Genomic DNA, 15,698 nt, shown 5'->3' on the forward strand with positions numbered 1-15,698 from the left:
AAAAACATCCGATTCCCTATAAGCTTCAATTCAGCCGTTAGAGGCTACGCTTTCGTTGTGCATCCCTGACAAGAGCCGCGAGGCGGTAGAACCCGTGCGCCATTTTTGTGAACGGTGTCAGAACGAAAAACGTCAGAACAGATCCCAAGTGGATGGCTAATAGGGCTGGCATCAACGGCGTCGCGCCGAGGGCATAGAGAACAAGCCCGCTCAGCCCAACAAAACCAAGCAGCAATATAAAACCGATGTCTCCACTCCAGGCGGATTTGTCCCCAAGGTCTGAATCCGATTTCTGTTTCAGCATTACCATGGCTCCGCACCCTATGGTCAACAGGATGCCGCCTGAAACCCCGAACAGTTTGGGTAAGGACCAAAACCCGTATGGTGCCTGCAAACCAAAGCCATAGTGCAGAATGGTTGCGACGGAAGTAGCGGCGAAACACAACAGGAAACCGTACATGATGGCCTGGTGGATGTGCCGCCGGGCCTGACTGAACCTGTCTTCATCCTCAAAGTTGCAGCCCTCTCCATGGCCTGCAGCCAGGTCCCTCATCGTTGCGGCGCGTTCAACAGCCACCTTAAGGTCTGCCAACTGAACGGGCGTTCCGCCAACCGCGGTCCAATAGCGCCTGAGGCCAATAGCGATACTGAAAAGCGGCAACAGGAAAGCGGGCGCAAAAATCGCGACCATCGCATTGTGGGACAGGACGGCGTAGAAACCTTCTCCTCCGCTGGATCCAATCGCGCGGATTGCCCAGAACAACGCGGCAAATCCAACCACAAGCGCCATGGCTATGGCCCCGCCATGGGTGTGAAACCGGCGCACTAACGGCTGCGGCCAGGCGAAGCTTTCCCAACTGTCCCGACGAACTTCGGCCAGTGCTTTGGGCAGGTTCAAATCGAACTCATGCGGTGCCGTGTACTGGCAGGCATAGTAACACCCGCGGCAGTTGTGGCAGAGATTGGCCAATTGCGTGATGTCACCATCTGAGAAGGCGCGCTCCGAATGCAGCGAAGGGAAGACTGAGCAATAGCCTTCGCAATACCGGCATGCATTGCAGATCTCGGCCTGACGGCGGGCTTCCTGTATCAGATCAATTTGCATAAGCAGCGGCCTCACGTCCTGCGACGCGCCCAAAAACGGTTCCGATGGTCATGCCAAAACCGGCCAGATAACCCTGCCCCAGAATGGACCCGGCCATGGTTTCCCCTGCCGCCCAAAGGTTTTTGATCTTGCCATCAGATGTTGAGCATTGCGCGTTGTCGTCAACTTTCAACCCCAGATAAGTGAAGGTCACGCCGGTGCGCAGCGAATAACCGTAAAAGGGCGGCTCATTAATCGGCCGGGCCCAGTTGGTCTTGGGCGGGCTCAATCCGGCGGTTGCGACCCCATCCAACTCAGTTGGATGAAACCCGGTGGTGTCACCGCAGGCCGCATTGAACTCGCTGACCGTTGCGGTCAGCTTGTCGGCAGGCAGTCCCATCATCTCTGCCAGTTCCTCCAACGTGTCCGCCTTGAGCGGCGGGAAAACGGATGGCATGAATAGGTTTAGCGACGTCGCATCAATGATCACATAGCCCACCTGATCCGGCTGTGCCGCCACCAGGCGACCCCAGATCGCGTATCGCTTTGGCCAGACGTCCTCTCCCTCGTCATAAAATCGCTCTGCGTCTTTGTTCACGACGATAGAAAACGGCACGCAGTCCAGGCGGGTGACGATGCCGCCGTCGAATTTCGGCGCGCGTCCATCAATGGCCACGGCGTGGCACTGCGTGGGATCCCCAATGCTCTCAACGCCCTGTTTAAGAAGATCGGCCAGGACAACGCCCCGATTATACGGCGTGCCTCGGATCAGAAAGTTCTGCGCCGCAGGCCCCCAAGCGCGGGTAAGCCAGTCCGTGTCCCCCTGAAATCCGCCCGAGGCAACGATGACGGACTTTGGCGCTATGCGATGAGAGCGTCCTTCGTAGGTGTAGTCCACCCATTCAACTTGATCGCCATTTAACTCCAAATGCGTCACTGCGGCCTCATACAGCACGTCAACGCCTAGACCAGCCGCTGTCCTGTAAAACGCGTTCACCAGAGACTTGCCGCCGCCCATAAAGAAGGCATTTGTACGTGCCAAAGAAAGTGTCCCGGACAGGGACGGTTGAAAGCGAACCCCGCGCTCTTCCATCCACGGCAGGCATTCCTCTGACGTTCGTATGGCCAGTCGGGCCAGATGTTCGTCCGTTTTGCCATCAGTGACTTTCAAAAGGTCCGATAGATATTCATCTTCGCTGTAGGCGTCGACCAAGGGACCCAAAGGGCCCTGATGCATACAACGAAAGTTGCGTGTGTGGCGCGAGTTCCCCCCGCGATAGGGTTTTGGGGCTGTTTCAAGGATCAAAACACGGGCACCGGCCTCGGCTGCCGTCATCGCCGCACACAGAGCCGCGTTTCCTCCGCCAATCACGGCAATATCGTAAACTTCCGTTTGGGTTGCCATGTTCTGCCTGCCTACTGATTTTCGTCGATTGAGCGGTCGCGTTCCTGCAACGCACGAATCCGCATCCGTTGCGCAGCCTGAATATGCGCGCGCATTTCCGCTTCAGCCGCAGCACCATCGCGGGCTTTCAGCGCAACCATGATGCGTCGATGCTCAGCCACCGCCGCTTCGGATCGCTCGCTGTCCAACAATTGCGAAGGCCCTAAGATCAGCAACGCCTTTTGCAGAGACAGCATAGACTTGGCCAAAAACCGGTTTTTGGCGGCATCCAGGAGCGTTGCATGGAAAATCCTGTTGATCTGAGCCGCGTCGGGACCAGTGCCTGCCTCGGCAAGCCGGTCATTCAATATGTCCAACTCATCCAGTTCTATGTCTGACGCCGCACGTGCTGCCAGCCGGGCCGCAGTGCCCTCAAGCACCGCGCGCATTTCATACAGCTCCATTACCTCGGCGTAATCTAGACTGCGTACAGTCGCGCCCTGCCGCGGAACATGCGTGACCAGCCCGTCCGCTTCCAACTGTCGGATCGCTTCGCGCACAGGGGTCCGGCTGACACCCAGCCGCTGGGACAGTTCAATCTCACGCAGGCGATCGCCGGGCAGAAGCGTGCCATCGCGAACCTCGTCCAGAAGGCGTTGGTACGCAGAATTGCCTTGTGGGCCGGGCTGTATGGCGGCGTCTTGAATTGTCATCACAGGCTCTCTTGCTCTCTTGCGTCCTATTGCATACATTTGGATACATACTGAGTCAACGACGTCGGAACCTGCATCTTGCCTTCCCTCACGAACGCACCCTCTCTCATGGCCAAACGGGCCGTGACGTTCAGCCTGGCGGTTCTGGGCACGGGGGTGTTCTGGGCGCTGAACCTACCGCTGCCCTTCTTGTTCGGCCCGATGAGCGCATGCCTGATTGCGGCTCTGGCTCATGCCCCGATGGCGGGGTTCGGGCAGATTTCGGTAGCCGCGCGTACCATACTGGGCGTCGCAGTGGGGGCGTCGATTACACCCGCCCTATTTGCCCAGCTGCCAAAGATGGCCGCATCGATTCTGTTGGTCCCCTTCTTCATTCTGCTAATCGCGCTGGTTGGCGTTCCGTTTTTCCGCAAGGTTTGGGGTTTCGACGCGAAAACCGCGTTCTACGCGGCAATGCCGGGCGGTCTTCAGGACATGATCATCTTCGGCACTGAGGCCGGCGCCAATCCGCGCACTCTGTCGTTGATACATGGAACACGCGTTCTGATCATCGTCACCCTCGCCCCGATAATCCTGACGGTGTTGTATGATGCAAATCTGACCAACCCGATCGGTCAGCCCGCCCGCGATCTTCCGTTGCATGAATTGGCGCTGATGGTGATGGCAGCACTGGTCGGCTGGAAAGGGGGCGAACGCATTGGCCTGTTCGGCGCGTCCATACTGGGGCCCATGATCCTGACTGCTGCGCTGTCATTGGGCGATTTCATCCACTCCCGTCCCCCGCGCGAGGCCGTGCTGGCCGCTCAATTCTTCATTGGATGCGGAATCGGTGTGCAGTTTGTTGGCGTAACCTGGACTGAATTGCGCCGCGTTGTGGCAGCGGGTGTTTCGTATGTTGTCGTGCTTGCGATTCTGGCAGCCGCATTCACCGCCATAGTCACAAGCTTAGGACTGGGGCACCCCGTCGAAGCATTTCTGGCCTTTGCCCCCGGCGGTCAGGCCGAGATGACGGTTCTGGCCATCGTATCGGGTGCTGATCTGGGCTTTGTAATCACCCACCATCTGACACGGATTGTGCTGATCATCATCGGTGCACCCATTGCCGCCAACCTCATTTTGCGATGGACACGGTCCCGAGAGTGATCACACGAAATACATCGTCAAACCGAAATTTGCGCCACGACGTCCGCGTGGACCTGTCTTGCGCAAATAGGAAACAACGGCTAAATGATGCCGCTTTTTAGTATCGCGTTTGCGGTTTCTTGCTCAAAATAGTGTGTGCAAACTTGGCAATGCTGAACTAGCTTTCTAAATGCGGCGATGCTTCCCTAAATGATGTGGATTGATAACAGTGAAACCTGAACACCGCTTAACTGCGCCCCCCCGCCACGAACTGCGCAACGTGCGGAATCAAGGCGTCGCCTTTCTGGCGCTGGCGTTCTTGTTCAGCATCTTCGTCAATCTGCTGATGCTGACCGGTCCCTTGTTCATGCTGCAGGTATATGACCGGGTTCTGGCTTCGCGCGCGGTGGAAACTCTGACTGCTTTGTTCTTGCTGGTCGCTCTGCTTTACGCGTTGATGGCCATGCTCGATTTTGCGCGAGGACGTATCGTTGCCCGATTTGGCGCGCGGTTTCAGTCTCAGCTGGATGAACGGGTTTTTGAGGCCACAATGCGCCGCTCGCTTGTTCCGCAGGTCCGCTCGGCCCCGGCAACGGCTTTGCGTGATCTGGAGTCCATCAGAAACCTGTGCTCATCACCGGTTCTGCTGGCCGTCATGGACATACCATGGACACCCGTCTTCTTAGGCGCGATTTTCCTGTTTCACCCTCTTTTGGGATGGTTGGCAGTGACCAGTGGGGTGCTGCTTGTGGCAATTGCGCTACTTAATCAGGCGATGACCAGCCGAAAAGTGGCCGAAGCCCAATCCGCAAGCGCGCGGGCCAACGCTTTTTCTGAACACGCCAGACAAGCGGCTGAGGTTGTACGGTCGCAGGGTATGCAAGCGGACGTGACCAAACGATGGCTGAACCAGCGTTCGGACGCTTTACGTCAGTCCATTGCAGCAAGCGATTGGACCGGTAGCTTTACGTCGCTGACCAAGTCGTTACGGCTGTTTTTTCAATCTGCCATGCTGGCCCTGGGCGCTTGGTTGGTTTTGCAAAACGAAATGACACCTGGCGCGATGATTGCAGGCTCAATCCTTTTGGGTCGCGCCCTTGCGCCCGTCGAACAGGCCGTTGGGCAATGGAGCCTCGTTGAACGTGCCAGAACGGCCTGGGTGTCGCTGAACCGGTTCCTCGACCTGATGCCACCGGAAGAAGAACGGATTCGCCTGCCTGTGCCCAAGGCGCAATTGGAAGCCAAATCTCTGACCGTGATTCCCCCTGGTACGTCGACACCGACGCTTCGGGGCGTAAACCTGAAGCTCGAGCCCGGCAAAGCACTGGGCGTCATCGGCAAAAGCGGGTCGGGAAAGACGACATTGGCCAAAGCGTTGCTAGGGCTATGGCGCCCCGCCGCAGGCGAGATCAGGCTAGGTGGCGCCACGTTGGATCAGTATGATCCCAATGATCTGGGTAGCCATATAGGTTATCTGCCGCAACAGGTGACACTGTTCAACGGAACCGTCGCTGAAAACATCGCCCGTATGTCTGAAAAGCCGGACTCCGAAGCCGTTGTGGCGGCGGCCAAGAAAGCCAACGCTCATGAATTGATCCTGTCACTGGAAAAGGGCTACGGCACGTTCCTTGAAGGCAATGACAGTCAACTATCCGGGGGTCAGAAACAGAGGATCGCTCTGGCCCGCGCCCTCTATGGCAACCCAGTTCTTCTGATATTGGACGAACCGAACTCTGCCTTGGACGCCGACGGCACAGAGGCGTTGAACGCGGCTGTAAGAGGTCTGAAGGAAGCGGGCAAATCCACGATCATCATGACGCACCGCCCACAGGCCATCTCGGAATGTGACGATCTGGCCGTGGTCGAAAAAGGACAGGTTGTGAGATTCGGTAGCCGGGACGAAGTCCTGGGCGCAATGGTCCAGAACGCAGGCGCGATTAAGCGCAAGCTCAGCCCCGTAGGTGAATAATGGCGAAGAAATCTGCACAGAACCCAGCTCAGATCTGGAGCATGAAGATTCCTGCGCTGGTCGGGTTTGCAGCCCTTGTCATTCTGGTCGGCGGATTGGGCATCTGGTCTGTCAAAACGCGTTTGGCCGGGGCCATCGTGTCTTCGGGTGTGATCGAAGTGCAAAGCAATCGCCAGGTTGTGGAACATCTCGATGGTGGCGTGGTCGGCGAGATTTTCGTGCGCGACGGGGATGTGGTGTCATCGGGCGACATGCTGATACGTCTGGACGATACTTTCCTGTCCTCCGAACAGACGATTGTCGAGGCACAGCTTTTCGAACTGCTGGTGCGGCGCGCTCGGCTGGAGGCGGAAAGGGATGGCCTGACATCCGCTGAGCTGGCCACACGGTTGAGTGAGGTTCAGACTGAGTATGAAATTGATGCCGACCTGATTTCGGGCCAGCTGAACCTGTTCGAAGCCCGGCTTGAGACGCTGACCAGACAAGATGAACAGCTGCGCAAACAGTTGGTTCAGATCGAAAGCGAAATCGAAGGCACTCAGGCCCAGTTGGTCTCGCTGCGTCGTCAGGTCGAATTGATTGAGGATGAACTGGAAGATCAGCAAAGCCTGTTGAAACGAGGTCTGACGCAAACCAGCCGGGTGCTTGCCTTACAACGGGAAGAGGCCAGCCTGACCGGTGAGATTGGCCGATTGGAAGCTGCTGTTGCGCGCCTGAAAGGGCAGATCGCGTCTACCGAGATTCAGATCGTCGAACTGACCGCAACCCGGAGAGAAGAAGCCATCACCACCTTGCGGGATGTACAGGCACAGATCGCGGAACTATCCGAACGCAGACTGTCTTTGACCGAACGCCTGACTCGCCTGGACATTCGATCACCAGTCAGTGGCACCGTGTACGGAAGTCAGGTGTTCGCCTTGCAGTCGGTTGTACAGCCGGGTGAGCCGATGATGTATGTCGTTCCTCAGGACACGCCGTTGCTGGTTGCCGCACGTGTGGATGCGATCAATGTGGATCAATTGCATGTTGGTCAGCCGGTGGCCCTGCGCTTTCCCGCGTTCAATCAGCGCGAAACACCCGAGTTGGACGGGCAGGTCAACAATGTCTCGGCGGACACGTTCACCGACGAACAGTCCGGTTTAACCTTCTACCGTGCTGAAGTTGCCCTGAATGATGGGCAGTTGGAACGTCTCAATGGGCAGGAGCTTTTGCCCGGTATGCCGGTAGAGACGCTGATCAAAACTGACGAGCGCACGCCGTTGTCTTATCTGGTCAAACCGATGGCGGATTACTTCAATCGCGCTTTCCGAGAGTAAAGCCGGCGCGGTTATCTCTGGATCACCGCGCTTTCCCATTCCGTCAGAAACCGGCGGCGCTTCAACCTGTCCAGAAAGGTCAGCAGGGCCGGGTCGAGCCCAATCGCTTCCCGCTCCGCCCCTGCGTCGTAGAGCGCCAGCGGCGGAAGAGAAAAAACGCTTCCTGCAGGGCTTGAAACAAGATGCTGCACAAAGGTCGCCGCAGCATCAGGTTCTGGGGTGCCGTCCAGCACCAATGCCGTGCGCATCATGGTGGTCTGAAAATCAGATGGCAGGATGACCTCTAGCACGTCCTTGCCGCCAGCCCGGGCGGAGGCATAACTGCCTAAAACGTTGTACGCTACGGCGATCTCTCCGTTGACAAGATCGTCAATCATGTCGGCCGAGCAGCAGTACAGGCGAACATTCAACCCGCCCATGACCTCCATCAGACGCCAATAGGTTTCGGATGCGCGGGCATCCTGGGTGGCAAAAAGATAGCCCAGACCGGATTGCCGAATGTCATATGTCCCCACGCGCCCCAAGAATTCGTCCGGGCGCGCGCGCAGCATTTCAATAAGCTGCTGGCGAGTTTCGGGCATGGGGCCACCTTCAAAAGCGGCACGGTTGACCACAATTGTCGCGGGCTCGAACGTAAACGCAAACAAACTTTGGTGCCATTGCGCCCAAGACGGCAGCCTGACGTCATCAATTACCCGCCCAAAACCGTCATTTGCCAATTTTAGTTGCAGGTCCATTGCACTGGAAATGACGATATCAAAGTCGGCGGGCGCACTGCGAACGATCCGGTCGATGTCTGCTGTGCCCGTCACCATGTAATCTACCGAGATACCCGGGTTCTCCTCAAGAAACGCGGCAATCAGCGGCGCGAAAAGGAATGTATCCGTGCTTGAGATCACCCGCAGGCGGGTCTGACCTGCCTCAGCATTAAACACCTGTCTGTCTTCCCAGGCTTGTGCCAATACAACTGTTGGAAAGAAAAACAAAATCAGAGCGATAATGTAACGCATGCGCCGCCCCCTTGTCGGTTCTCTAGTTCCAGCGTGCCGCCATGGGCAGTTGCGACGTCCTGCACGATGGTCAGACCCAAGCCGGACCCGATGGTGCCGCTTGCGTTTTTTCCACGCTCGAAGCGGCGTGTCAGCGTATGGATTTCGTTTGGCGGGAACCCGGGTCCGCGGTCTTTGACACGAATCTGCTTAGTCGGGGCAGACGTTACCTCAATGCGGACAGAACTGTCAGAAGGTGCATATTTGAGTGCATTATCGATCATGTTACGCACCGCGTTCTGGATGAGAATAGGATCCCCGGAATAAAGAACCTCCGCATCGCCATCCAAGGATAGGGACAAGTCCTTCATTTCGGCAATCGGTGTCAAACGCTGCACCAAGTCTCGGACCAGAGCGACAAGGTCGATCTCTTCCCGCTCCAGGTGATCCGCGCGGAACGTGATCATCGCATGATCCAGCAACTGCCCCGCCGCCCGCGAGCTTTCGTCAATGGCCCGTACCATCGATCGCAACGCTTCGCGGTTCTCTTCCTTCTCAACCCTTTGCAAAGTTGCGTCAGCATAAGATCTGACTGTTGCCAGCGGGGTCCGCACGCGGTGCGCCGCCTCGGCGATGAAGTCTTCGGATTGGCTCAGAGACTGATCGAGCCGACCCATCAAAGAGTTCAGCGAGGCGACCAATGGTGCCATTTCGCGGGGCACGGGTTTTTTGAAGGGGCTCAGATCTTGCGGGCCCCGGCGGGTGACAGAGGTCGTCAGCCTGTTCAACTGCCCAATGGTCGAAGACGTCGCCCAAAAGGACAAGGCGGCGGCAAGGGCAAAGAACCCGATCCCAAGAACTGCCGCGTTGCGTGAGATCTGGTCCAGAGTTTCCGCCAACGCATCTTGTGTTTGCCCCAGCACAATTTCGACTACGGTTTGTTTGTCCAATCCAACCAGCGTTCGGTTGGCACTTACCTGTCGGATGGTCTCACCTCGGACGTAGTTGGATTGAAAGCGCCACCGGCTGTCACTCTGCCCTAACGATGGCGACAGGTCTTTGTATCCAGACAGAAATTCCCCATCCTGATAAATCGCGTAAAAGACCCGGTCGTCTGACGGGGTGCTCAGCATTGCAAAGGCGGCGTATGGAATATCAACCTCAAGCTCACCTTCACGCAAGGCTGCCGCATCCAGAATAGAGGTCACGGAAGCGCCCAGAATATTGTCCTGCCCCTGTTGCGCGACCTGCGCGGCATAATTTCGGACCGCTACAAACAGAAGAAAGGCAAGTAGAGCAGCACCCCCGATGAGGGTTAGAACCAATCTGTTCCGCAGCGATCCTGACACATTGGGATCAAGAGGCATGATCCAGCCTGTATCCCAGTCCGCGAAGTGTTGTGATCTTCAAGTCAGACGGTTCCAGATGCTTGCGCAAGCGACCCACATAGACCTCAATCGCATTATCCGAGACCGTGTCGTCGTAAGAAAACAGCCGGTCTGTTAGCTTTTGCTTTGAAAAAACCTGTCCAGGTGCGTTGATGAACAATTCGAGCAGGCGCAACTCACGGTTACGCAGGGAAAAGGTCTGATCCCCTACGGTCAGGTGGCCCGCCAGCGGGTCGAAGACGATGCCGCCGACCTCGATCTTCGTCGTCGTATTCCCGGATTTGCGGCGTAGTACGGCGCGACAGCGGGCCTCGAGTTCTGCGTGATCGAAAGGTTTGGTGACATAGTCGTCTGCCCCCAGATCCAGCGAACCGATTCGATCCGATACCTGACTGCGGGCCGTCAGCACAATGACGGGCGTATCCCGATTGCCTGCGCGATGGCGTTTCAGAAAGTCGCGCCCATCCCCGTCGGGCAGCATGATGTCCAGCAGGATCAGGTCATAATCCTGAGTTTCTACAAAGCCGGTTGCATCGTCCAAATTTGCTGCATGATCAATCACATGTCCGTCTAACCTCATGCGTGAACAAATCGCGCGTGCAAGGTCGTGACTGTCTTCAACTAGCAAGAACTTCATGGGGCTTTGGCACTATTTTGGCACGTGACAGGTTGATGTCAGGTTGATGTGTTTTTGTTCTGTCAATCTGAGCCGCGACGCGGCCGGTTGTCAAATGGGAGGACATCATGACGACATTCACACTGGGCCGCCGCGCCCTGATCGCAGCCGTGGCCGCAATCGGCCTAACGGGGCCGGCTCTGGCCGATGATCATCAGGTTGTGGACAGCATCCACTTTCTGATCCCCGGCGGCGCAGGCGGCGGCTGGGACGGCACCGCACGTGGTACTGGCGAAGCGCTGACGAACGCGGGTCTTGTGGGCACTGCGTCCTACGAAAACATGTCGGGTGGTGGTGGCGGCAAAGCCATTGGTTACCTGATCGAAAACGCTGACAGCAATCATGGTACGCTGATGGTGAACTCCACGCCGATCGTGATCCGTTCCCTGACCGGCGTATTCCCACATAACTTCCGCGACTTGACGTTGGTCTCGGGCACCATTGGTGATTATGCCGCGATCGTTGTGGGCAAAGACAGCCCCATCAACTCGATGGATGATCTGCTTGCCGCCTTTGACGCCGACCCGGGCGGAACAGCGATTGGCGGCGGCTCGGTGCCCGGCGGTATGGACCACTTGGTGGCCGCGATGGTGATGGAAGCGGCAGGCAAAGATGCGCTTGGCGTGAAATACATCCCCTATGACGCGGGTGGCAAAGCCATGGCAGCCCTGCTGTCGGGTGAGATTGCGGGGCTATCCACCGGTTTCTCGGAGGCGGTCGATCTGGCAAACGCGGGCGAAGTCAAAATCATCGGCGTGACGTCGGAAGAACGTGTTGATGCGGCTCCTGATGCCATGACCATGAAGGAGCAGGGCATCGACACAACCTTCGTGAACTGGCGTGGTTTCTTTGCAGCCCCGGGTTTGCCCGAAGACAAGCTGACCGCCTATCAGGCCGCGATTGCCAAGATGTACGACACTCCTGAATGGGAAGAGGTTCGCGCACGTAACGGTTGGGTGAACATCCACAATTCAGGCGACGACTTCCAGTCATTCCTGGAGCAGCAGGAACAGCAGATAGGTGATCTGATGAAAAAACTGGGCTTCCTTTAAAATCACGACGGGCAGAGCGGGTACCCGCTCTGCCATCCCCAACAACAAGAAAAAAGGAGGGGGTCTCATGGCGCTGGATCGCTGGATCGCGCTCGTTCTTCTGGGTGTGTGTTTAACATATGGCTACGCCGCTTGGTTCACGATGGACGGCAGCCTTCCCCCTTTCATGCAGAGAAACCCCATTTGGCCCAGCACCTTCCCAAAAGTGCTGTCGATTCTGGGAATCATCACCACCACGATCATTCTGCTGGGTTTCGAAAAGGCTGAACCCAAAGAAGCCGATATCGATTATCGGCGGTTGGGTGATTACCATCTTGACCAGGCGTTGATGCTGTTGGCCCTGATGGTGATCTACGCCCTCTGCCTGCGCCCCGTCGGGTTTCTGATCTCGACTTCGGCTTTCCTGATCCTGGGATCATTCATTCTGGGCGAGCGAAAATGGCACATTATGCTTCCCGTCGCTTTCATAGCAACAGGTGCCGTCTGGTATCTGGTTCAGGAAGTTCTTGGCATCTACATGCGCCCCTTGCCGGGCATTTTCGGAGGCTGACATGCTTGAAGGACTTCTGATCGGCCTGCAAACGGCATTCTCAATTCAAAACCTGCTGATGGTCATCGCAGGATGTCTTATAGGTACATTCATCGGCATGCTCCCGGGCCTCGGCCCGATGTCGATCATCGCCATTATGATTCCTGTTGCTATTTCCATGGGCGATCCGTCCGCGGCGTTGATCCTGCTGGCCGGGGTTTACTATGGGGCCATCTTTGGCGGCTCCACCTCTTCGATCCTTCTCAACGCGCCGGGGGTCGCGGGCACTGTTGCGTCCAGCTTTGACGGCTACCCGATGGCTCGCCAGGGGAAAGCAGGAAAAGCTTTGACCATTGCAGCAATCGCAAGTTTTGCAGGCGGTACAATTGGTGCCATTTTGCTGATGGTCTTCGCCCCTGCCCTGTCGTCCGTGGCATTGCTCTTTCACTCGGCAGAGTATTTCGCCCTGATGGTGGTTGGCTTATCGGCCATTGCAGCCTTTGCAGGAACGGGACAAGTTGCCAAAGCGGTCATTATGACGCTTCTCGGGCTGATCATGGCAACCGTGGGCGAAGGCGCATTGTTCAACTTGCCGCGATTCACCATGGGTATCATGGACCTGCAGTCCGGGTTTGGGTTCATCACCTTGGCAATGGCCATGTTCGCCTTGCCCGAAGCGCTGTTTCTGGTCCTCAAACCAAAAGACCTTCAGGGAGATGATGGCGAGATCAAAGATCTGCGGATATCAGGCAGCGAAGCAAAGGCCATCGCACCTGTGATTGGTCGCCAATCGATACAAGGATTCTTCATCGGTGTCCTGCCCGGCGCAGGCGCTACGATTGCAAGTTTCCTAGGCTATGCGGTCGAACGCAACATTGCCCCGAAAGACGAACAGGAAGAATTCGGCAAAGGCTCAATCAAGGGTCTTGCGGCTCCTGAATCGGCAAACAACGCTGCCTGCACCGGGTCTTTCGTGCCGCTGCTGACGCTTGGCATTCCCGGCTCTGGTACAACGGCGATCTTGCTCGGGGCTCTGATTGCACTGAACGTGACACCGGGCCCGCGTCTGATGTTGGATGAGCCGCAGATTTTCTGGGCCGTGATCATGTCAATGTTCATCGGTAACCTCGTGCTGCTGATCCTTAACCTGCCCCTGATCCCATACATCGCCAAAGTTCTCTCGGTTCCGCGTAATTACCTGATCCCCTTCATTTTGTTCTTCACCCTGATGGGGGCCTATATCGGGCAGAACAATGCAACTGAGCTTTTGATACTTGTTGGCTTCGGCGTCTGCGCGACAGCGTTGAAATTCGCTGATTACCCACTGGCACCGTTGCTGATCGGCTTCATCCTTGGTGGCATGATGGAAGACAACTTTGCCCGCTCGATGCAGCTCTATGACGGCATCGCCTTCGTCTGGGAACGCCCGATGACTCTGGGTCTGCTGGTCATCGCGGCACTTCTGGTGCTTCTGCCCAGCTATCGCGCACGCCGTGCACGGGCGCGGGCGGCTGGGGTTGCAGAAGGTGACTGAACCGCTGGCAGGAATACGGGTGCTCGATCTGACAAATGTCCTTGCGGGTCCGTATTGCTGCTATCAACTGGCGCTGATGGGAGCTGAAGTGATCAAGGTCGAACGCCCTAGTGGCGGCGACCTTGCCCGCGTTCTAGGCGCTGATCCCGACAGAAACAAAGCGGGCATGGGCATCAGCTTTCTGGCCCAAAACGCCGAAAAGAAATCTGTCACGCTCGACATGAAATCGGCAAAAGGCAGGGCGTTGCTGAAACGTCTTGTCCAAGCTGCTGATGTGCTGGTTGAAAATTTCCGACCCGGTGTAATGGATCGCCTTGGGCTTGGTTACAACGTCTTGCGAGAGGTCAATCCGAACCTGATTTACTGCGCCATAAGCGGGTTCGGTCAGGATGGCCCACGAAGGGGTGATCCGGCTTATGATCAGATCGTTCAGGGCATCAGTGGCGTGATGTCCATCACCGGGGCACCTGATACTGCACCCTATCGCGTTGGCTACCCTTTGGCGGATACGGTCGGCGGGATGACGGCCGCCTTTGCCGTTGCCGCTGCATTAAACGCAACCCCACGCGGAACCTATCTGGATGTTGCTATGTCCGAAGCGGTGATTTCAACGATGGGTTGGGTCGTGTCGAACTATCTGGTCGGCGGTGTCGTGCCCGGAGCGCACGGAAACGAAAATACAACCTCTGCCCCCTCTGGCACCTTTGCGACGCGCGACAGCCCGATCAATATCGCCGCCAACCGAGATGAGCAGTGGCAGGCCCTGGCAAGCCATCTGGGACGGGACGATCTGCTAAGCAATCCCGCCTACGCAACCCGCGAAGACCGCAAACAGAACCGTCACACATTGCGCGAAGCGCTGGAGCAGACTCTTCGGACCAGAGCCGCAGCAGATTGGGTGCATGAACTCAATGCCATTGGAGTACCGACCGGTCAGGTTCTGACCGTGCCCCAGGCGCTTGCCGACGAACAGCTTTCCCGTCGCGGCCTAATCGGGTCTGTGCAGGTTCAGGGCGAAGTCATGAAGCTTGCGGGCAGCCCTGTCGTGATGGACGGCACGCGGCGCATGCCAAAGACCGCTCCACCCGAGCTTGGGGCCGACAATGCCTCAATTTGGACTGAAGTCGGTTTGTCCGGCGCAGAAATCGACACGTTGCGCAAGGAGGGGATCATATGAGCGATGTGTCCGATTGGTGGACAACATCCATCATTGACATGGAACCCGGCCGGATCGATTTGCGCGGTGAACCGATCCAGAACTTGATCGGAAACCTCAGCTTCGCTGAAATGATCTGGTTCATGGTGTGCGGCGATCACCCTTCCGACGCGCAGGCCGGGTTGTTTGAGGCCGCATTGGTCGCCGCAGTAGACCATGGGCCTCAGGCACCTTCGATTGCTACAGCGCGCATGGCAGTAACCTGCGGCCTGCCCCTCAACAACGCGATGGCAAGCGCCGTGAACATGTTGGGGGACGTTCACGGCGGGGCTGGCGAGCAAGCCGTAACTCTTTTCCATTTCGTAACTGAACATCCCGGCAGTTTGGAACAGGCCCTGGACGACTGGATTAATAACGAGGGGAAAATATTGCCGGGCTTTGGCCACCGGTTCCATACCCCCACGGACCCTAGGGCCCCGCGTTTGATGGCGTTGGTGTCCGAAGCCGTGAAAAACGGTGCCTGCGACGGTCAGTTCATGCGGATTTGCCAAACGATCGAGGCGGAGTTGGCAAGGCGCAAAGGGAAGCCCGTTCCGATGAACATAGATGGCGCAACTGCTGTTATTTACGCCGAACTTGGCTTTGCGCCCCCGCTTGCACGCGGCCTGTTCTGCCTGTCCCGATCTGTCGGTATTTTGGCCCATGCGTGGGAACAGATGCAGCAAGGGGGTCGAAACAAGGGGCCGACCCCACCCGCCTACCGCTGGACATATAAGGCGACGTAAA

General features: G+C 57.1%; 14 protein-coding genes. 8 read left to right on the plus strand and 6 right to left on the minus strand.

What is annotated here, in order from left to right; translation table 11 throughout:
• Positions 1–37 precede the first annotated feature (37 nt).
• The 3 genes from tcuB to AC2FLD_RS07170 are packed head-to-tail and all read right to left on the minus strand — an operon-like array spanning position 38 to position 3,181.
• The gene (gene tcuB, locus AC2FLD_RS07160; protein WP_496668184.1) at positions 38–1,105 is read right to left on the minus strand and encodes a tricarballylate utilization 4Fe-4S protein TcuB; all 1,068 of its coding nucleotides are present in this window, start codon (positions 1,103–1,105) and stop codon (positions 38–40) included.
• The gene (gene tcuA, locus AC2FLD_RS07165) at positions 1,095–2,489 is read right to left on the minus strand and encodes an FAD-dependent tricarballylate dehydrogenase TcuA (RefSeq protein ID WP_496668186.1); all 1,395 of its coding nucleotides are present in this window, start codon (positions 2,487–2,489) and stop codon (positions 1,095–1,097) included. The genes tcuB and tcuA overlap by 11 nt, the downstream gene beginning before the upstream one ends.
• A gap of 11 nt (positions 2,490–2,500) precedes the next feature.
• Entirely contained in the window at positions 2,501–3,181 is a 681-nt protein-coding gene (locus AC2FLD_RS07170; RefSeq protein WP_496668188.1) for a GntR family transcriptional regulator, read from the minus strand.
• Between the two features lie 108 nt (positions 3,182–3,289).
• Here AC2FLD_RS07170 and AC2FLD_RS07175 point away from each other — a divergent pair, with 108 nt between their 5' ends.
• From AC2FLD_RS07175 to AC2FLD_RS07185, 3 genes are all read left to right on the plus strand, one after another.
• Entirely contained in the window at positions 3,290–4,324 is a 1,035-nt protein-coding gene (locus AC2FLD_RS07175) for an AbrB family transcriptional regulator (RefSeq protein WP_496668190.1), read from the plus strand.
• 208 nt (positions 4,325–4,532) lie between these two features.
• Entirely contained in the window at positions 4,533–6,272 is a 1,740-nt protein-coding gene (locus tag AC2FLD_RS07180) for a type I secretion system permease/ATPase (protein ID WP_496668192.1), read from the plus strand.
• Positions 6,272–7,588: an HlyD family type I secretion periplasmic adaptor subunit gene (locus AC2FLD_RS07185; RefSeq protein ID WP_496668194.1), complete on the plus strand. Its 1,317-nt coding sequence runs from the start codon at positions 6,272–6,274 to the stop codon at positions 7,586–7,588. Before AC2FLD_RS07180 ends, AC2FLD_RS07185 begins: the two co-directional genes overlap by 1 nt.
• 11 nt (positions 7,589–7,599) lie before the next feature.
• Here AC2FLD_RS07185 and AC2FLD_RS07190 read toward each other — a convergent pair whose 3' ends face one another.
• The 3 genes from AC2FLD_RS07190 to AC2FLD_RS07200 are packed head-to-tail and all read right to left on the minus strand — an operon-like array spanning position 7,600 to position 10,602.
• A complete protein-coding gene (locus tag AC2FLD_RS07190) occupies positions 7,600–8,598 on the minus strand; it encodes an ABC transporter substrate-binding protein (RefSeq protein WP_496668196.1) in 999 nt (332 codons plus the stop codon).
• Positions 8,577–9,944 carry a sensor histidine kinase gene (locus AC2FLD_RS07195; protein ID WP_496668198.1) on the minus strand — a complete coding sequence of 456 codons (1,368 nt, stop codon included), beginning with the start codon at positions 9,942–9,944 and terminating at the stop codon, positions 8,577–8,579. The genes AC2FLD_RS07190 and AC2FLD_RS07195 overlap by 22 nt, the downstream gene beginning before the upstream one ends.
• Positions 9,934–10,602, minus strand: coding sequence for a response regulator transcription factor (locus tag AC2FLD_RS07200; protein ID WP_050603782.1), 669 nt, complete (start codon positions 10,600–10,602; stop codon positions 9,934–9,936). Before AC2FLD_RS07200 ends, AC2FLD_RS07195 begins: the two co-directional genes overlap by 11 nt.
• A gap of 107 nt (positions 10,603–10,709) precedes the next feature.
• Here AC2FLD_RS07200 and AC2FLD_RS07205 point away from each other — a divergent pair, with 107 nt between their 5' ends.
• The 5 genes from AC2FLD_RS07205 (at position 10,710) to AC2FLD_RS07225 (ending at position 15,697) form a co-directional block, all read left to right on the plus strand.
• The gene (locus AC2FLD_RS07205) at positions 10,710–11,693 is read left to right on the plus strand and encodes a Bug family tripartite tricarboxylate transporter substrate binding protein (protein WP_496668200.1); all 984 of its coding nucleotides are present in this window, start codon (positions 10,710–10,712) and stop codon (positions 11,691–11,693) included.
• A gap of 67 nt (positions 11,694–11,760) precedes the next feature.
• The gene (locus tag AC2FLD_RS07210) at positions 11,761–12,243 is read left to right on the plus strand and encodes a tripartite tricarboxylate transporter TctB family protein (protein WP_496668202.1); all 483 of its coding nucleotides are present in this window, start codon (positions 11,761–11,763) and stop codon (positions 12,241–12,243) included.
• 1 nt (position 12,244) lies between these two features.
• Positions 12,245–13,756, plus strand: a complete 1,512-nt coding sequence (locus tag AC2FLD_RS07215; RefSeq protein WP_496668204.1) for a tripartite tricarboxylate transporter permease — start codon at positions 12,245–12,247, stop codon at positions 13,754–13,756.
• Positions 13,749–14,933 carry a CaiB/BaiF CoA transferase family protein gene (locus AC2FLD_RS07220; RefSeq protein WP_496668206.1) on the plus strand — a complete coding sequence of 395 codons (1,185 nt, stop codon included), beginning with the start codon at positions 13,749–13,751 and terminating at the stop codon, positions 14,931–14,933. Before AC2FLD_RS07215 ends, AC2FLD_RS07220 begins: the two co-directional genes overlap by 8 nt.
• Complete coding sequence (locus AC2FLD_RS07225) at positions 14,930–15,697, plus strand: citryl-CoA lyase (RefSeq protein WP_496668208.1); 768 nt, start codon at positions 14,930–14,932, stop codon at positions 15,695–15,697. Before AC2FLD_RS07220 ends, AC2FLD_RS07225 begins: the two co-directional genes overlap by 4 nt.
• The last annotated feature ends 1 nt before the right edge of the window (position 15,698 follow it).

The organism is Ruegeria sp. CDSA021, assembly GCF_059612325.1.

Coding starts and splice junctions, on each gene's coding strand:
- AC2FLD_RS07225 (WP_496668208.1), top strand. CDS start 14,930: ATGAGCGATGTGTCCGATTGGTGGACAACATCCATCATTGACATGGAA.
- tcuB (WP_496668184.1), bottom strand. CDS start 1,105: ATGCAAATTGATCTGATACAGGAAGCCCGCCGTCAGGCCGAGATCTGC.
- AC2FLD_RS07185 (WP_496668194.1), top strand. CDS start 6,272: ATGGCGAAGAAATCTGCACAGAACCCAGCTCAGATCTGGAGCATGAAG.
- AC2FLD_RS07195 (WP_496668198.1), bottom strand. CDS start 9,944: ATGCCTCTTGATCCCAATGTGTCAGGATCGCTGCGGAACAGATTGGTT.
- AC2FLD_RS07200 (WP_050603782.1), bottom strand. CDS start 10,602: ATGAAGTTCTTGCTAGTTGAAGACAGTCACGACCTTGCACGCGCGATT.
- AC2FLD_RS07190 (WP_496668196.1), bottom strand. CDS start 8,598: ATGCGTTACATTATCGCTCTGATTTTGTTTTTCTTTCCAACAGTTGTA.
- AC2FLD_RS07205 (WP_496668200.1), top strand. CDS start 10,710: ATGACGACATTCACACTGGGCCGCCGCGCCCTGATCGCAGCCGTGGCC.
- AC2FLD_RS07215 (WP_496668204.1), top strand. CDS start 12,245: ATGCTTGAAGGACTTCTGATCGGCCTGCAAACGGCATTCTCAATTCAA.
- tcuA (WP_496668186.1), bottom strand. CDS start 2,489: ATGGCAACCCAAACGGAAGTTTACGATATTGCCGTGATTGGCGGAGGA.
- AC2FLD_RS07175 (WP_496668190.1), top strand. CDS start 3,290: ATGGCCAAACGGGCCGTGACGTTCAGCCTGGCGGTTCTGGGCACGGGG.
- AC2FLD_RS07170 (WP_496668188.1), bottom strand. CDS start 3,181: ATGACAATTCAAGACGCCGCCATACAGCCCGGCCCACAAGGCAATTCT.
- AC2FLD_RS07210 (WP_496668202.1), top strand. CDS start 11,761: ATGGCGCTGGATCGCTGGATCGCGCTCGTTCTTCTGGGTGTGTGTTTA.